The sequence below is a fragment of the Mesorhizobium sp. LNHC229A00 genome, assembly GCF_000502415.1.
In the GTDB taxonomy this organism is placed as follows: domain Bacteria; phylum Pseudomonadota; class Alphaproteobacteria; order Rhizobiales; family Rhizobiaceae; genus Mesorhizobium.
Genome location: NZ_AYWQ01000015.1, coordinates 26,232 through 42,541 on the forward strand (window position 1 = coordinate 26,232; position 16,310 = coordinate 42,541).

The window sequence follows — 16,310 nt, forward strand, 5'->3', positions numbered from 1 at the left end:
GCGCCAGCGGCCATGCTCACGTCATCTCGACAGATCTTCCAGCGGCATCGATATTTCGGCGAAGACCCCATCGCGCCGGAATTCGTGGGTTACTTCGCTCGAAATCACCTTGGCCAGACTGCGCCGGATGAGGATCGAGCCGAAGCCTTGCCGCTCGGGCGGCGTAACGTCAGGACCGCCGCTTTCGCGCCAGGTGAGCACCAGACGCCTGTCGCCATTCTTGCCTTGCGCTTTCCAGTCGAGATCAACCTTGCCTGACGCAACCGACAGGGACCCGTATTGCAGCGCGTTGCTGGCCAGCTCGTGCAAAATCAGCCCGAGGCCGACGGCCTGGTCGGGCGAGAGCAACAGATCGGCGCCCGAGATTGCCAGCCGCGGCTGGGCGGCGCTGTCGAAAGGTCTGATTTCGACCTGGACGAGTTCGCGGATGCCAATGCCGCGCCACTCGCGGTCGGACAGCAGACCATGGGCGATACCCAGGGCCTGAAGCCGCGCGCTGAAGGCTTCGAGGAATTCGCTCGGCTGGCGGGCATGGCGCACGGTCTGGGTCGCCAGCGCCTGGACCGTCGCCAGCGTGTTCTTGACGCGGTGGTTGAGTTCACGCAGCAGGAGCCGTTGCCGTTCGTCACCGAGCTTGCGTTCCGAAATGTCGTAGTTGACGCCGAAAATCAGCGTCGGCTTGCCCTCGCCATCGCGTTCGATGACACGGCCGCGCGTGGCCACCCATCGCGGTGGATGGAAGCCTTTCACCCGGTATTCGCCAAAATAATCGTCACTGCCGGTCAAGGCATCACGAAAGCTGGTTTCGGTCTGGTAGACGTCGCGTGGATCGATGGCCTTCAGAACGTCGCGGGCCCGCAACCGTGTCGAGCGCGGCAGGTTGAACAATTCCGGCAATCGGACGTCGCAGTCGATGACGTCGGTGCGGACGTCCCAGGCCCAACTTGCCAGCGAAGCTGCATCAAGGGCGATGGCGCGCCGCTTTTCCTCACGCGCGAGCGCGGCTTCGGCGACAGCGCCAGTGCGGGTCGCGTGCTTCAGGGTGAACAGGCTGCCGGCGAGGCCGGCGAGCGTTTTCAACTGGTCGAGCCTGGACCGGGACGGGTGGGCACACGGCTTGCGGTGCATGACGCACAGGGTTCCGATTCGCGCTCCCGCGACAATGATCGGGACGCCCGCATAGAAGCGCACATGATGCTTGCCGGTCACCAAGGGATTGGCGTCAAAACGCTGGTCGGCCCCTGCGTCCGTCACCACCATCGGCTCATCGCCAGCGGCGATGGCGTGCGCACAGAAGGAGATGGCTGTCGCAATCTGTGTTTCTTGCATGCCAGAACAGGATTTGAACCATTGCTGATCGAGATCGACAAGCGTGACCAGCGCGATCGGCGCGCGCATCACAGCGGCGGCAAAGCCGCCGATGCGGTCGAAATCCGAGTCGGGCGCCGTATCCAGCATCTCAAGCCAGTGCAGCACTGCCAGCCGGTGCTCGTCCTGCACGGCGCGCGCAACCTCGGCCGGCAGACCGGCTGCTGTTTCCACCCTGCTATTCAAACCAAGTTCCCGTGCCTTGCCTTGATGTCCTTGCCGTCGCCGACCCGAGACAGCCCTGCACCCGGAACCATCCTTGCGAGGGACCGTTACCCGAGCGTGATTTGCCGATCGCGTCAGCCGACGCGAAACCAGACGAGGACCCGCCATGGCCAGGAACATTCCCGAAAACAAAGCGCGTCAGGGGCGGTGGGGTTGGCATGGGTTCCGAATCCTGATCGCCGGACTGCTCCTGGTGCTCGTCGCCTGGGGCGTCGCCGAGATATACGGCGTGTTGATCAAGGCGCCGAACAGCGACGAGCAACATGTCCCCACGCCGCCGAGCACCAGTCCGGCGCCCTCCGGCTGAAGTCAGCACCTTGATGGCTTCACACCGCATCAGGCGGCCTTCACCTGGGCGACGCTGGCCGGTACCAGCACATTGAGCGCTCCAGGTTTGATTTCGATCGTCGTCTCGCGATCGAGCCTGACCAGTTCGCCGTCCATGACGGCACGGAACTTCCTGCCGCCGGAATGGATTTTGAGGGTCGCCCTGTCGGCCTGGTGGATTTCGACATGTTCGTTGTCACGCCACTTGCCACGCGCCACGTTGAACAAGAACTTGACCAGTTCGGCGCGTTGCTGAGCTACGGTGACGTAAATGCCGAGCACGCCACCGGCCGGATTGTCGGCATAGGGCAGGTGACCTTCACCGAAGAGATTGTTGGTCACGCCGAGGCCGGATATGCGGGCAGTCATCTCCGCTTCACCGATGCCGAGCGTGACGTTCATTGCCGGCGGGTTCTTGATCGTTGCCCAGGCTGCCTTCGCGGAAGCGCCGATCTTGCCCAGGCGTGAGCCGAATTCCATGCCCTGGCGCAGTTGCACCATCTTGGCATGCATGCCGATCGAGAACTGATGAACGAAAGGCTGGCCATTGGCCGTAGCCATGTCGACCGCGATGATTTCGCCGTCGGCGAAGGATTTCAGCGCCGCATCGAGCGACTGCGGAATACCAAGGCCCCGCGCAAACAGGTTCATGGTGCCGGCCGGCAATATGGCGAGCGCCTTTTTCCTGCCCATCAGCCTGGCGGCCGCGGCCGAGATGGTGCCGTCACCGCCTCCGGCGAGCACGACGTCGACAGCGTGGCGCGACGCCGCGCTGTCGAGGGTGTCCACAACGTCCTTGCCGCCAACAATGTCGATGCTGAGAGAGTGGCCCGCCGATTCCAGCGTCTGACGCATCCGGTCCGAAAAGGCGGCGAGATCGGTGGTACGCAAGGTGCCGCCGTCCCGGTTCAGCACCGCTGCGAACTTCATGCCCGGCTCCGCTGCTCAGTTCTAACCGGCCGGAGTACCCCAGCCAACGGCTGAAACGCGCCAAATCCGGAATGGTTCCGGCAGGCCGGAATCTCTGGCCAGCCCCAGGTTTTCGGCAACGGGCGGTCAGATCCGCTTCTTGGGATTTGGCTCGGCCACAGCGGATTTGTCGGAACAACAGCATGGTCACGACGTTGTGAACCTGCAGAGATGTCGCGTCCGATCCCCAGTGCGGGGCTCAACCGGGCGCGGCATGTACGAAATCAGGCACGAGGAGAGAGTATCATGATCCGCACCCTTTTAGCGACGACCGCCCTTGCGACAATGGTTGCAACCGGCGCCTTCGCGCAGAGCGCTGCAACCCCAGCCCCCGCGAACCCGCCCGCCGCCCAGGAGCCGGCCGCGACGGCGCCGGTACCGCGCGCTGAAGGCAGCATCGTCACCAACATCATCGGCGAAACCGTCTACAATGGCACTGGCGACAATGCCGAAAATATCGGCAAGGTCACCGACGTGGTCTTCGACAAGGACGGCATGGCGAAATCCGTCGTCATAGGCGTCGGCGGTTTCCTTGGCGTGGGAACCAAGAATGTCGCCTTCGACTACGACAAGCTGCAATGGGCCGAGAAGAACGGCGATCGCTGGCTGGTAGCGCAGACGACGAAGGACGAACTGAAGGCGCATCCGGAGTTCGACAGCAAGGCTTACGCCTCAGCCCCGGCCGCAGCGACGAACGCCCAGGCCCCGGCCACGTCGACGACCGCACAGGCGCCGGCCACGTCGACCGACACCGCACAGCAGTCCACTAACGCCGAGCCGGTCAAACCGGCTGATGGCAACCTGGCCACAAACATCATCGGTGAAAATGTCTACAACGGCACCGGCGATGACGCCCAGAAGATCGGCGATGTGAACGACATCGTGCTGACCAAGGAAGGCAAGGCGCAGTCGCTGATTATTGGCGTCGGTGGATTCCTGGGCATGGGCGAGAAGAATGTGGCCTATGATTTCGCCAAGGCGAAGTGGGCACAGAAGAACGGCGACCGCTGGTTGGTGGCGCAGACCACCAAGGAAGAGCTGCAGGCGCAGCCGGATTTCGACCGCAAGGCCTATGATCCGGCGCCCGCAACGACGGCATCCAATGAACCCGCGGCAACCGCGCCGTCCGCCACGACAGCTCCCGCCGCCGCTCCGGCGAACAAGACCGCGGCGGCGCCGGCTGACGCCACGGCTCCTGACCAGACACAGACCGCGGCCATCGACAAGTCCAAGCTTACCGAGATGCCGGTTGGAGAGATCAGGGGCGACGATCTGAAGGGCACGACGGTCTATGGCGCCAACGACGCCAAGGTCGGTGAGATCGGCGATGTGGTGCTGACCCCAGACAAGAAGACCGACGCCGTGATCGTCGATGTCGGCGGCTTCCTTGGCATTGGCGAGAAGGAGGTCGCGGTCGGCATGGACAATTTGAAGTTCATGACCGACAAGGACGGCAAGAAGTACCTTTATACGACCTTCACCAAGGAGCAGCTCGAAAAGCAAGCGGCTTACGACAAAGGCTCCTACGCTCAGAAGCGCGACGAGCAGCGTCTGATCGTCCGGTAGGATACGTCGACAGGTCAGGATACTTCGATAGGCAAGGATATTCGATAGGCAAGGATAAGGGCGGTAGGGGAATCCCCTACCGCCCTTATTGCGACTTGGAATATCCAGCCACTCCGTTTTCCGTCAGTTCCAAGAGGGCAAGCGACTGGTCGAGATGTTCGGCGCGCCAGGCGAGCAGCCTTTCGGCGAATTCCAGTCGGGTGGAACGATGTGCCGGGCTGCCGGCGAGGTTCTTCGATTCGCCAGGGTCGTCCTCCATATCGAAAAGCAGCGGCGGCAGGCCGCCGCCAAAATGCACGTATTTGAATTTCTTCGTGCGGATGACAGCGAGGTTGCACTGGCGCGAGGTGATGCCGAAGTGTCGTTCGGCTTCACCGTCCGCGATCGAGCGAAAGTCGAACTCCCAGTGCGCGGCGTCGCGCCAAATGGCGGGCGTTCCACCGCTCAGGAAGGGTTTCAGCGAGCATCCGTCAAGGTGCGGTTCGGGAGACACTCCCAGCAGGTCGATGAGCGTAGGCAAAATGTCCACCGCTTCGGTGAAGCGATCGACAGCACTGCCGGCAACCTTGCGGTGGCGTGGATCGCGGATGATCAGCGGGATATGGTAGCTGCCGTCGAAATAGCCGCCCTTGCCCAGCATGAAGTGGTCGCCCATCATTTCGGCATGGTCGGAGGTGAGCACGATGATCGTGTTGTCCCACGCGGCTTCGGTCTTCAGCGCTTGCCACAGGCGACCGAGCTGCGCGTCCACCTCCGAGATCATGCCGTAATAGATCGCCCGGATGCGGCGGAAATCATCCTCGCTCCAGTCGTGCACCTTGCCCGTGGCGCCGGGGCGGAACTTTGCTCGTTTTTGGCGGTCGAGGTCATAGGCGACGTAGGGGTGGCCCTGAGATTCGGCACGCCAACTTTCCGCGCGGTGAAAAGAGGGGCCGTCCGCGGGATCGTATTGAGTGTTGTACGGTTCCGGTACGATGAAGGGCGGATGCGGGCTGATAAAGGAAAGATGCGCAAACCACGGCGTGGCCTCGTCCTGCTCGCCCAGCCAGCGGATGAACTCGCCGGCAAGGAAGGCCGTCGGCGTCTGGTCTCTGGAGTAGACGGGTGGCGCCTCGGTCACCGCACCGTCGACCTCGCCCACGGGGCGGTGGATGTCAGGACTTCCAGCGCCGGCATCGATGCCCTGCTGCTTTAGCCAGGACAGCCACTGCTTCTGATGTTCGGGCAGGAATTGGCGCACCGTGAAGCCGGGCAGCACACCCTCATAGCTGTGCAACCGTGGATCGGCTGGTGCAAGCTGGCGCGGATCGAGCGACACATCGGTATAGCCGAACAAGGTCGGATCATAGCCGACGCTGCGCGCGGCGAGCGCAATATTGCCGTGGCGGGCGTCGAGCGGCGTGCCGTTGCGGCAGACACGATTGTTCATCTGATAGAGGCCTGTGTAGAGGCAGGCACGGGCGGGTGAGCAAGGCGCCGCGCCGCCGTAATGGCGCTTGAACAGCACACCGTCGGCGGCCAGCGCATCGACATTCGGCGTTTTCAACTGGGGATGACCGGCAGCCGACAGGCAATCGCCGCGCCACTGGTCGCAGGTAATAAGGAGGACATTTGGCCGCCTGCCTTTTCCAGTCACTTGCGCTACCCCTCTCCAGTACGTTCGAATGCGCACATGGAACCGATTCCATCGACCGCGCAAGACCAGCGTTGTTTGCTAAACGGTGAACAAGAGTCTTTTGATTGTTCTCTTTTTAGGCACAGTCCATCCTGTGTTTGCCGCCTTTGCCATACTCGCTCGTATTCTCATATTTGCGAGGACAGCGGCGAGGGCCGCACAAACACCAAGGGAAGGAGCAGAGACCATGCTCGACCAGATCAAGGGCTTGCATCACGTCACCTCGATGGCCAGGGACGCAAGGCAGAACAATGATTTCTTCACCCACAAGCTCGGCCTGCGCCGGGTCAAGAAGACGGTCAATTTCGATGCGCCCGACGTCTACCATCTCTATTATGGCGACGGGGCTGGCACACCCGGCTCGGTAATGACCTATTTCCCGTTTCCCAACATCGGGAAGGGCCGCCCTGGCGTCGGCGAAGTCGGCACCACGGTCTATTCCGTGCCGGAAGGCACGCTCGCCTATTGGGAAAAACGCTTTACCGACGAAGGCGTAACCAATGTCTCCCGCGAGGAAAGCTTTGGCGAGAACCGGCTCGCATTTGCCGGCCCGGACGGCGACGGGTTTGCCCTCGTCGAGGACAAGGCCGACGGCAGAGCGCCCTGGGTTAAGGGCGGTATTGCCGCGGACGAGGCGATCCGCGGCTTTCACTCGGTTTCGCTGAGGCTGAAGGATGGCGGCGCCACCGAGGAGTTGTTGAAGTTCATGGGTTACGAGGAGGTCGACAAGTCAGGCAATATCAGGCGGCTCGCCGTCAAGAACGGCAACGGCGCCGATTTCGTCGATATCGAAGCGCTGCCGACCGCACCCTTCGCCGATCTCGGCGCCGGCTCCGTCCATCATGTGGCCTTTGCTGTCGAGAACCGCGTCAAGCAGCTTGAAGTGCGCAAAGCGCTGATGGATACGGGTTATGGCGTGACGCCGGTGATCGACCGCGACTATTTCTGGGCGATCTATTTCCGCACGCCGGGAGGCGTGCTGTTCGAAGTCGCCACCAATGAGCCGGGTTTCGACAAGGACGAGGACACCGCCCATCTCGGCGAGGCGCTGAAGCTGCCGACCCAGCATCAGCATCTGCGGCCATATCTCGAACAGCATCTGCAGAAGTTGGAGGGCTGAGACGATGAGCAAGGGCGCTTACGCCCACAAGGTGCTGCCTGGTTCGCCGGGTGGTCCGCTGCTTTTGGTCGTCCACGGCACTGGCGGCGACGAGAGCCAGCTTGTCTCGCTGGGGCGCGATCTCGCGCCCCAGGCCACCATCGTCTCGCCACGCGGCGATGTGTCGGAGCAAGGTGCCGCGCGCTTTTTCCGCCGCACCGGCGAGGGCGTCTATGACATGGACGATCTGGCGCGGGCCACGGACAAGATGGCGGGCTTCGTCCAAGCCCATGTCGAGGCGGCGAAGCCGTCGGTCGTGCTGGGCCTCGGCTACTCCAATGGCGCCAACGTTCTGGCTTCGCTGGTGTTCGAAGCACCTGACCTGTTCGACGCCACGGTGCTGATGCATCCGCTGATCCCGTTCGAGCCGCAGGTCAAGGGCAGCCTCGCCGGCCGTCACATCCTGGTGACCGCCGGCAAGCGCGATCCGATCTGCCCGCCCAACCTGACCTCGCGGCTCGAAGCCTATTTGCGCGCCGACGGTGCCGATGTCACAGTTGAGTGGCACGAAGGCGGGCACGAGGTGCGGCCAAACGAAATCGAAGCGGCGCGGCGGCTTTTCGCCACTATCGCCCAAGGAGTGTAGAGATGCCCGATCAATTGCCAGAGATCGAACTTGAGGATCGGGGCTCCAAGGGTCGCTACGTCCTGCGCGGCGCCGGCGGTGCCGAGGCGGAGATGACCTTCACCAAAATCGGCGAGCACCAACTGATCATCGATCACACCGAAGTGCCGGACGCCTTTCGCGGCCAGGGCGCCGGGCTTCGGCTCGTCACCCGTGCCGTCGAGGACGCGCGAGCAGCAGGCAAGAAGATCATCCCGCTCTGCCCGTTCGCCAACGCCCAGTTCCGCCGTCACCCGGAATGGGCGGATGTGCTGAAGCGGTAGGTCCCGCAAGCACAAAGTGGATTTGTAGAACAGAGCAAAACGGGCGGCCATTGCCTTCCCGTTGGCTTTGTAGTTTGCCCCGGCGGCACATCTTGCCTAGATATGATACATCGCCCTGCCGACAAACAGACCGAATGATCCCCCAGATGACCGAAACAGACCTCGTCCCCGTCTTTGACGGCCACAACGACACGCTGCTGCGTTTGCACCAGGCGAAAGACGCGGACGTCGAAAAGCTGTTCATCGAAGGGAAATCGGGCGGCCATGTCGACTTGCCGCGCGCCAGGGCCGGCGGATTCGCCGGCGGTATGTTCGCCATCTTCCCGCCGCCGGTCGAGAAAGCGCGGCGCAGCGCCGTCCCTTCGGCGCCAAGCGACAGCGAGCCGCTGCCGCCCGAGGTGCCTCGCGCCGATGCGCTCAACTCGACGATCGCGATGGCGTCCATCCTCTTCCGGCTGGAGCGCGCCGGAGCGTTGGCGATCTGCCGCAGTGCCGGCGATGTGCGCAATGCCATGGCGCAAGGCACGATTGCCGCGGTGTTCCACATCGAGGGCGTCGAGGCGATCGATCCCGAACTCACCATGCTCGACGTGCTGCATGCCGCGGGCCTGCGCTCGCTCGGCATCGTCTGGAGCCGGCCGAATGCGTTCGGCCACGGCGTGCCGTTTCGCTTTCCGTCCTCGCCGGATACCGGTCCCGGGCTGACCGATGCCGGCAAAGCGCTGGTCAAGACCTGCAATGAACTGAGGATCATGATCGATCTCTCGCATCTCAACGAGAAGGGTTTTCGCGACGTCGCAGCGCTTAGCGATGCACCGCTGGTCGCCACTCACTCCAACGTGCATGCGATCTGCGGCCATTCGCGCAACCTCACGGACTGGCAGCTCGGCGCGATCCGCGACTCCGGCGGCATGGTCGGGTTGAACTTCGCCACCGGCTTCCTGCGCGAGGACGGCCGCATGAATGCCGACACAAGCCTCGACATCATGGTGCGCCATATCGATTCCCTGCTGCAGGCTTTGGGCGAGGATGGCGTCGGTCTCGGTTCGGATTTCGACGGCGCCATGATCCCGGCCGTCATCGGCGACGTCGCCGGCCTGCCGAAACTCATCGATGCGCTGGCGGCGCGCGGTTTTGGCCGGGCTCTGATCGAAAAGATTGCCTACCGCAACTGGCTAAGCATGCTGGAAAGAACGATAGGTTAGGTCGCCTTATTCGAAGCCCATGCGATTCAGCCATTCCTTGCCGACGCCGCGATCGCGAATGATCGGCAGCGGGTTTTCCGCATCGAGCCGAGCGCAAATGCGATAGACCTCCAGCGTCTCGGCGCTCATCTCGCCACGCTTGTAGAAGAACATGGCGGCGGCATAGCGCGCGCGGCCAGACCATTTTTCGCCGAGCGGCGTGTTGACCAGCTCCCACTGTTCGGCGGCTTCACCTTCTTCCTGCTGCTTGCCCGCTTCCTCGGTCATGGTCAGAAATCCGCCGGCGGATTGGCGGTACGGCGGTCGAGCTTGATGAAGGGTCGCGCCACCACCTTGGCCCGTTTCATCAGCTTCTGGTACTGCAGTTCGCGCATGGCGTAGATCTCGACCCAGAGGTCTTCCACGACAGTATCACCATAGGGCCGCGCCAGCGAGGCGATGGCGATGTTGCGCTTGGCCATCGGCGACCACATGGCGGCGCTGACCAGGCCGACCTCCTGGGTTTTCCTGTGATAGACGATCGCGTGTTCGGCCGGGATGTTGCCTTCGATCTCCAGTCCGACGAGGACATGCCGAAGCTTGCGTTTGGCGCGGGCCTCGAGGATGGCGCGGCGGCCATTGAAATGGCCCTTCTCCAGATCAACCATGAAGCCGAGCCCGATCTCGTCGGGCATGCGCAAGCGGTCGGCGCGGATGGCATGTTCGGCGGTGGTGAAATCGGCATTGGCGACGATCAGCCCAGCCTCGAGACGGGCACGGTTGAGGGCGGTGTAGCCGATCGCCCTGATGCCGCGCAGTTCCCCAGCTGTCATCAGCCGGTCCCACAGGCTCAGCGCCTTTTCGGCCGGAACGAACAGTTCGTAACCGAGATCGCCGGTAAAGCCGGTCCGTGAAATGATGGCCGTGCCGCCGTCATGCGGGAATTCGGCAAGGTCGAATATTTTCAGCCTCTCGACACCGGCGAAACCGGCATCGCGCAGCACGGCGAAGCATGTGGGGCCCTGCAAGGCGAGCCCGGCGACGGCCTCGGTCTCTTCCTCGACGATGACGTCGAAACCAAGGGCGCTGTCCAGCAGCCACGGCAGATGCCGCTCCTGCGAACACAGCCGGAAGCGGTCCGGCGAGAGCCGAAACAGTGTGCCATCATCGAGGACGAAGCCCTCATCGTCGCACCACGCGGTGTAATGCACCCGGCCGGGTTTCAGCTTTGTCACATCGCGCAGCGTGACCCGATCGAGGAAGGCTTCTGCGTGCGGCCCCTCGATCCGGTATTTGGTCATGGGCGAAATATCGAACAGCGCCGCCTGACTGCGGATCGCGAAATATTCGAGCTCCTCGTCCCACAGCGAATGCGGCGCGCGGTAGCCGGCCCAATTGTACCAGTCCTGGGTCTTGGCCAGTGCGTCGATGCGCGGCTGGAATGGCGTGCCGAGGCGCAGCGTGTGGAAGTGCGATTGGGCTTCGATGCGATCGGAAACGGCTGGATCGGCTGTCTTCGAGACGGGCTTCTTCCTGGTTAGCTGGACCATGACCTACCCCTTCATCGCAATGATGCGCCGCGCGGCGTTCAATCCTGGCGCACCCGAAACACCGCCACCAGGATGCGAACCCGCGCCGGCCAGGAACAGCCCGTCGAGCGGCGTGTCGTAACCCGACCAGCCGGAGACGGGACGCGAGATCAGCATCTGATCGGCCTGTAATTCACCATGGTGCCAATGGCCGCCCGGCATGCGGTAGCGCATCTCTATATTGGCAGGCGTCAGCAGCTCGGCATGGACAACGCTCTTGCCGATACCGGGTGCGTAAGCCTCGAACTGCGCCATGATCGCTTTTAGGAATTTCGGCTTGCCGGCATCCCAGCCCTCTTTCAACCGATAGGGCGCGTATTGCACCACGGCCGACAGCACGCAGGCGCCGTCGGGCGCGAGCGAGGGGTCGGCGAGGCTGGGTAGCGTGATCTCCATCACCGGCTCGGGTGAGAACTCGCCATATTTCGATGGATTGAAGGCACGCTCGACATGATCGGGGGAGGGCGCGATCACCAGTCGGCCCTTATGGCCGGCGTCGTCGACACCGGCAAACCGCGGCGGCCGGTCGAGCGCCAGATGGAGCTTGGCGGCATCGCCCCTCATCCGGATGTTTTTCACCTTGCGCACGAAGCCGGTGTCGATCTCGCGCGGTCCGACGAGGTCGAGGAAGGTGGTCGTCGGATTGATCGCCGAGACGATCGTTCGGGCGCGAAGTTCTTCGCCATTCTCGAGGGCGACGCCGACGGCGCGGCCTTTGTCGACAATGATCCTGGCGACGGGCACCGATGCGCGGATCGTGACGCCAGCCTTTTCGGCAGCAGTGCGGATGGCGGCGACCACCGCGCCCATGCCGCCCGTTGGCAGCAATTGCGCTCCGGCCGCACCGCCGCTCGCGCCGGTCAGACGATAATAGAGGCCGAGCAGCGAGGTCGGCGAGCGCGGGCCGAGATGGCTGCCGAGCGTTGCGTCGAAGGCGAGCAGCCCTTTCAGCCTGATATCGGCGAGCTGTTCGTCAAGCAGGTCGGCAACGTTCATCAAAAGCACGCGCAGGAAGTCGCGCATGTCTTCCTTGCCAAGTTTCTTCAGCGCCACCGCGGTATGGGCGAGCGAAGCGGCCTCCTGCAGCGACATGCCGCCGAGATCGGGCGGCCGGCGCGACAGGAAGGGTTTCAGGATGCCGGCATAGCGCAGCAATTGCGCGCGCAATTCCTTCCAGGCGGACTGTTCCGACGAACTGGCGCCACTCAGCACCTCGCCATAAGCACCATGCAGGACAAGCGGCGGTCCATCTTTCGACAATGCGACCGACGGCAGGAAGTCGGAGCGAGCGATCCGCAGCCCGTGCTTTTCCAGCTCCAGCGTTTTCACCACGTCGGGATGCAGCCGGTTCAACACATGCGCGATGGATGAAGCGCGAAAACCCGGCGCAAATTCCTCGGTCCGCGCGGCGCCCCCGAGTTCGGCTCCTGCTTCCAGCACCAGCACCTTACGGCCTGACTTCGCCAGCGTGGCGGCTGCGACAAGCCCGTTGTGGCCGCCGCCGATAACGATGGCATCAAATGACGTCATGGGCCGGGCTCATATGCGAAGTGGATTTTGCGAGATCGCGCAGGATTTCGGAGGCTGCGTTGCGTCCGGGTGCACCCATGACGCCGCCGCCGGGGTGGGTCGAGGAGCCGCACATATAGAGGCCGCCGACCGGCGACCGATACTGCGCGTAACCGGGCACCGGACGGTTGAACAGCAACTGGTCGAAGGTCAGTTCGCCCTGAAAGATGTTGCCTTCGGTGAGGCCGACCTCGGCCTCGATCTCGCGTGGCGTGCGCACCTCCATATGGACGATGCGGTCGCGGAAGCCGGGTGAATAGTCCGATATCTGCGCAATCACGCTTTCAGCAAAACCGTCACGATCGGCGTCCGTCCACTCGCGACCAGCGATCTTGGGCGGAGCGTACTGCACGAAGCAACTCATGAAATGTTTCCCGGGCGGCGCCATGGTCGGGTCGAGCGTCGTCGGGATGACCATGTCGAGGAACGGATCGGCGGACCAGCGGCCGGCCTTCCAGTCGTCATAGGCGCGCTCCATGCGCTCCATCGAATCGGTGAAATGCATGTCGCCGCGATAGACCGGCGAATCCTTCGGCAGCGCCGGGAATTCCGGCAGCGAATCGAGGGCTATGTTGACCTTTCCGGAAGATCCGCGAATCTTGAAGTTCTTCACCCGGCGCAGAAAGATGTCGGGCAGTTCCTTCTCCTCGACCAGCTTCAGGAAGGTGCGCTTCACGTCGGCATTGGAGACGACCAGCTTGCCGTAAACCTCCTCGCCGCCGGCCAGCACGACGCCCCTGGCCTTGCCACGGCTCACCAGCACATGGTCGACCTCGGCGCCGGTGCGGATGGTCCCACCCGAGGCCTTGAACGAGGCGGCCAGCGCCTTGGTGACGGCGCCCATGCCGCCGCGCGCATAGCCCCAGGCGCCGACCGATCCGTCGACCTCGCCCATATAGTGATGCAGCAGCACGTAAGCGGTGCCGGGCGACATCGGCCCGAGTGCCGTGCCGATGATGCCAGACAGGGCGAAGTTCGCCTTGATGACGTCGGTCTCGAAATATTCGTCGAGGAACTCAGAGATAGACATGGTCCAGAAGCGCAGCGTCAACGCCATTTCCTCGGCGGAGAGACCCGCGAATTTCTTGCCGAGATAGAGCAGCTCGCCGAGGTCGCGCGGGCGCAGGCTGGTCGGATCCGGCGCGGTGCGCATCAAAAGCGGCTGGATGAAGCGGCACTGCCGCGTCACGTCGCGGGCGTAGCGGTCATAGGCCTCGGCATCCCTTTTGGAGAAACGAGCGAATTCCCGCCGGTGCGCGTCGTGGTCGCGGTAGTTGGCGAGGTAGTCGCCATCCCGGGTGAACACCGCGCCGCCCTCATAGGAGATGACTTGCAGGCCGAAGCGGGGGAGCTCCAGATCGCGCATGATCTCGGGCCGGAACAGCGAGCAGACGTAGGAGCAGTTGGAGTAGAGGAAGCCCGGCGTCAGCTCGCGGCTGGTGGCCGCGCCTCCGACCCAGTCGTTCTTCTCCACAACCAGCACGTCGAGACCGGCGCGCTGCAGGTAACAGGCGTTGACAAGGCCATTGTGTCCGCCGCCGATGATGATCGCATCCCAAGCTTTCATTGTGGCCCAGTGCTCATCTGCGTCCCGCTTTCACTTCTGCGTGATTTGGTGTCGAATGCGCGGAATTTGGCACGGTACCAGCCATTGTGTCCAGCCTTACTGAATGAATGTTCAACAAATGATGTTGCGTTTTTCCGGGCGTGAGTTACGCTTTGCCGGCATTCGAACCCAGTAATCCGTCCGTGAGAACCGAGGCTGATGATTGAAATGGCAGACGTCACTTCGCAGTATGACGAGGCCGCCATCATAAGCTGGGAGGCCATGCAGAAGGTGCTTGACAGCGCGAGCACCGTCCCACTCATCTTCGCTGGTGGAAGCCGGATGCAAAGGGATAGCCGGCGATGCTGGAGACCTTCACACGCATGAAAACGGCAGACGCCAGGGACGCGCTTCTTGAACCGGCGCGGAAAGCCGAATCCGAGAAGCGCGGGCGCAAGGCCTCGAAGGAGGTCAGGCAGCTTCAGCTCATCGAGGCGACGATCGATTCGCTCGCCAAGCGCGGCTATTCGGAAACGACGATGGCCGATGTCGCCGACGGCGCCGGCCTGTCGCGCGGCATTGTCAATTTCCATTTCGAGAGCAAGGAGAAGCTGCTCGTCGCGACGCTACAATATATGTACGACGAGTATTCCGCGCACTGGCGCAATGCCTTGCAAAAGGCAGGAGACGACCCCGCGCGGCAACTCCAGGTCCTCGTCGCGGCCGATTTCGACCGCTCCATCTGCAACAAGCGCAAGCTTGCCGCATGGTGCGCCTTCTGGGGAGAGGCCAAGTCGCGGCCGACCTACCAGGCGCTGAGCAGCGCGCGGGATGCCGTTTACCAGAATATTTTCATCGACCTGTGCGCGGCTCTGAAACAGAGCGGCGGCTACGCCTATGAGCCGCAGGTCATGGCGCTGGCGCTCAGCGCCATGCTGGAAGGCTTGTGGCTGCGGTTGATGATGGGAACCGAGGACACCACGCGGGAGACCTCCTTGCAGGCGGCCAATGAATTTCTGTCGGCGGCTTTTCCGAAACACTACCCGCTGAAGGCCGCCAGCCCTACGAGATCATAAGAAAGACGAAACCATAAGAAACGGCAGAGGATCAACAGCAATGAAGACACTGACAAGACGCCTGACGCTGACGCTCGCGCTAACGGGAACACTGGCGGCTTCGGCCGCGGCGCTGGCGATCGCGGCCGACAAGGATCTGATCGTGTTCGACTGGTCAGGCTATGAGGATCCGAGCTTCCACCCGAAATATGTCGAGAAAAACGGCGATTCGCCGACCTTTGCCTTCTTCGGCGACGAGGACGAGGCGTTCGAAAAGGTCCGTTCCGGCTTCAAGGCCGACCTTGGCCATCCCTGCTCGCAGAGCGTGACGAAGTGGCGCGAGGCGGGCCTGCTGCAACCGNCGACGGAGGACGGGAAAGCCTGGTTCATGCCCTGGGACTGGGGCAACACGCAGCTTACCTACAACTCCTCCAAGATCGACGAAAAGGACGTGCAGTCGCTGAAGGCGTTCGCCGACCCGAAGTTCAAGGGCCGGGTTTCGATCGGCGACAATGTCGACGATGCCTATGCGCTGGCGAGCCTTGCCATCGGCCTGAAGGACTGGACCAAGATGACCGACGACCAGTTCAAGCAGGCCTCCGACTTCCTGCGCCAGGTGCACAAGAACGTGCGCTCCTACTGGACCGATACCACCGACGTCGTCCAGCTTCTGAGCGGCGGCGAGGTCGATCTCGCCTGGGCCTGGAACGATGCGACCGTGCAGTCGGTTGCTGCCGGCGTGCCGATCAAGTCGAAGAAGGACACGGCGGAAGGCATCTCGACGTGGGTGTGCGGCTACGTGCTGTTCAAGGATGCGCCCGGCAATACCGACAAGGCCTATGACTATCTCAACGCGGTCAACGATCCTGAGACCGCCAAGGTGCTGGTCAAGGACTGGGGCTACGGCCAGGCCAACGCCAAGGGCATGGCCGGCGTCGATCAGGCCATCCTGAAGGAAAAGGGCTATGACGACGTGCAGAAATTCGTCGACAAGACACTGTTCCAGCAGCCGCTCCCGTCCGATCTCAAGCTCAAGATGATCGCCGAGTTCGAGAAGATCAAAGCCGGCTATTGAGCCGTTGTCTATCGTGCCCGTCCGTCTGCCGGCAGCATCGGCGGATGGGCTCGCCAAAGCGCTTGAATTTGCCTAACTTCGCTCTCGACATCTTTCGCGATGGGGGAGTTTTTCG

Annotated in this window: 15 protein-coding genes; 8 read left to right on the plus strand and 7 right to left on the minus strand. The window is 62.8% G+C overall.

The genetic code is table 11. From position 1 onward, the window contains the following. Positions 1–21: 21 nt before the first annotated feature. Positions 22–1,554: an HWE histidine kinase domain-containing protein gene (locus X742_RS146155; protein WP_023774117.1), complete on the minus strand. Its 1,533-nt coding sequence runs from the start codon at positions 1,552–1,554 to the stop codon at positions 22–24. 145 nt (positions 1,555–1,699) lie between these two features. Between X742_RS146155 and X742_RS146150 the strand changes: the two genes are divergently transcribed. After that, positions 1,700–1,900: a hypothetical protein gene (locus tag X742_RS146150; protein ID WP_023774118.1), complete on the plus strand. Its 201-nt coding sequence runs from the start codon at positions 1,700–1,702 to the stop codon at positions 1,898–1,900. A 29-nt stretch (positions 1,901–1,929) separates the two neighbouring features. On the opposite strand, the gene X742_RS146145 is transcribed toward X742_RS146150, so the two are convergent. Then, positions 1,930–2,850 (minus strand): diacylglycerol kinase family protein, encoded by a 921-nt coding sequence (locus X742_RS146145; RefSeq protein ID WP_023774119.1) that lies wholly within the window; start codon positions 2,848–2,850, stop codon positions 1,930–1,932. A gap of 285 nt (positions 2,851–3,135) precedes the next feature. Here X742_RS146145 and X742_RS146140 point away from each other — a divergent pair, with 285 nt between their 5' ends. Next, positions 3,136–4,455 (plus strand): PRC-barrel domain-containing protein, encoded by a 1,320-nt coding sequence (locus X742_RS146140; protein WP_023774120.1) that lies wholly within the window; start codon positions 3,136–3,138, stop codon positions 4,453–4,455. An 85-nt stretch (positions 4,456–4,540) separates the two neighbouring features. Here the strand turns inward: X742_RS146140 and X742_RS146135 are convergent, their stop codons facing one another. Beyond that, positions 4,541–6,091, minus strand: coding sequence for an alkaline phosphatase family protein (locus X742_RS146135; RefSeq protein WP_023774121.1), 1,551 nt, complete (start codon positions 6,089–6,091; stop codon positions 4,541–4,543). A gap of 226 nt (positions 6,092–6,317) precedes the next feature. On the opposite strand from X742_RS146135, the gene X742_RS146130 reads away from it, so the two are divergent. From X742_RS146130 to X742_RS146115, 4 genes are all read left to right on the plus strand, one after another. Next, complete coding sequence (locus X742_RS146130) at positions 6,318–7,250, plus strand: VOC family protein (RefSeq protein WP_023774122.1); 933 nt, start codon at positions 6,318–6,320, stop codon at positions 7,248–7,250. Positions 7,251–7,254: 4 nt separating this feature from the next. Next, positions 7,255–7,875, plus strand: coding sequence for an alpha/beta hydrolase (locus tag X742_RS146125; protein WP_023774123.1), 621 nt, complete (start codon positions 7,255–7,257; stop codon positions 7,873–7,875). Positions 7,876–7,877: 2 nt separating this feature from the next. Further along, on the plus strand, positions 7,878–8,177 hold the full coding sequence (locus X742_RS146120) for a GNAT family N-acetyltransferase (RefSeq protein ID WP_023774124.1): 300 nt from the start codon (positions 7,878–7,880) through the stop codon (positions 8,175–8,177). Between the two features lie 146 nt (positions 8,178–8,323). Beyond that, positions 8,324–9,382: a dipeptidase gene (locus X742_RS146115; protein WP_023774125.1), complete on the plus strand. Its 1,059-nt coding sequence runs from the start codon at positions 8,324–8,326 to the stop codon at positions 9,380–9,382. Between the two features lie 6 nt (positions 9,383–9,388). Here the strand turns inward: X742_RS146115 and X742_RS146110 are convergent, their stop codons facing one another. From X742_RS146110 to X742_RS146095, 4 genes are read right to left on the minus strand one after another with little or no spacing between them, the layout of a single operon-like run. Next, a complete protein-coding gene (locus tag X742_RS146110) occupies positions 9,389–9,649 on the minus strand; it encodes a hypothetical protein (RefSeq protein WP_023774126.1) in 261 nt (86 codons plus the stop codon). A gap of 2 nt (positions 9,650–9,651) precedes the next feature. After that, positions 9,652–10,911: an aminomethyltransferase family protein gene (locus X742_RS146105; protein ID WP_023774127.1), complete on the minus strand. Its 1,260-nt coding sequence runs from the start codon at positions 10,909–10,911 to the stop codon at positions 9,652–9,654. Between the two features lie 3 nt (positions 10,912–10,914). Further along, the gene (locus X742_RS146100) at positions 10,915–12,480 is read right to left on the minus strand and encodes an NAD(P)/FAD-dependent oxidoreductase (protein ID WP_023774128.1); all 1,566 of its coding nucleotides are present in this window, start codon (positions 12,478–12,480) and stop codon (positions 10,915–10,917) included. Then, positions 12,467–14,086 (minus strand): NAD(P)/FAD-dependent oxidoreductase, encoded by a 1,620-nt coding sequence (locus X742_RS146095; protein WP_023774129.1) that lies wholly within the window; start codon positions 14,084–14,086, stop codon positions 12,467–12,469. Before X742_RS146095 ends, X742_RS146100 begins: the two co-directional genes overlap by 14 nt. Positions 14,087–14,427: 341 nt before the next feature. On the opposite strand from X742_RS146095, the gene betI reads away from it, so the two are divergent. Both betI and X742_RS146085 read left to right on the plus strand, forming a co-directional pair. Next, positions 14,428–15,141 (plus strand): transcriptional regulator BetI, encoded by a 714-nt coding sequence (gene betI, locus X742_RS146090; RefSeq protein ID WP_031248234.1) that lies wholly within the window; start codon positions 14,428–14,430, stop codon positions 15,139–15,141. A 40-nt stretch (positions 15,142–15,181) separates the two neighbouring features. Further along, entirely contained in the window at positions 15,182–16,195 is a 1,014-nt protein-coding gene (locus X742_RS146085; protein WP_023774130.1) for an extracellular solute-binding protein, read from the plus strand. The last annotated feature ends 115 nt before the right edge of the window (positions 16,196–16,310 follow it).

Bases quoted from the DNA above. Each gene is read 5' to 3' on its own strand.
- X742_RS146150 (WP_023774118.1), top strand. From the start codon at position 1,700: ATGGCCAGGAACATTCCCGAAAACAAAGCGCGTCAGGGGCGGTGGGGT.
- X742_RS146125 (WP_023774123.1), top strand. From the start codon at position 7,255: ATGAGCAAGGGCGCTTACGCCCACAAGGTGCTGCCTGGTTCGCCGGGT.
- X742_RS146120 (WP_023774124.1), top strand. From the start codon at position 7,878: ATGCCCGATCAATTGCCAGAGATCGAACTTGAGGATCGGGGCTCCAAG.
- X742_RS146095 (WP_023774129.1), bottom strand. From the start codon at position 14,086: ATGAAAGCTTGGGATGCGATCATCATCGGCGGCGGACACAATGGCCTT.
- X742_RS146105 (WP_023774127.1), bottom strand. From the start codon at position 10,911: ATGGTCCAGCTAACCAGGAAGAAGCCCGTCTCGAAGACAGCCGATCCA.
- X742_RS146100 (WP_023774128.1), bottom strand. From the start codon at position 12,480: ATGACGTCATTTGATGCCATCGTTATCGGCGGCGGCCACAACGGGCTT.
- X742_RS146140 (WP_023774120.1), top strand. From the start codon at position 3,136: ATGATCCGCACCCTTTTAGCGACGACCGCCCTTGCGACAATGGTTGCA.
- X742_RS146115 (WP_023774125.1), top strand. From the start codon at position 8,324: ATGACCGAAACAGACCTCGTCCCCGTCTTTGACGGCCACAACGACACG.
- X742_RS146130 (WP_023774122.1), top strand. From the start codon at position 6,318: ATGCTCGACCAGATCAAGGGCTTGCATCACGTCACCTCGATGGCCAGG.
- X742_RS146110 (WP_023774126.1), bottom strand. From the start codon at position 9,649: ATGACCGAGGAAGCGGGCAAGCAGCAGGAAGAAGGTGAAGCCGCCGAA.
- betI (WP_031248234.1), top strand. From the start codon at position 14,428: ATGCTGGAGACCTTCACACGCATGAAAACGGCAGACGCCAGGGACGCG.
- X742_RS146145 (WP_023774119.1), bottom strand. From the start codon at position 2,850: ATGAAGTTCGCAGCGGTGCTGAACCGGGACGGCGGCACCTTGCGTACC.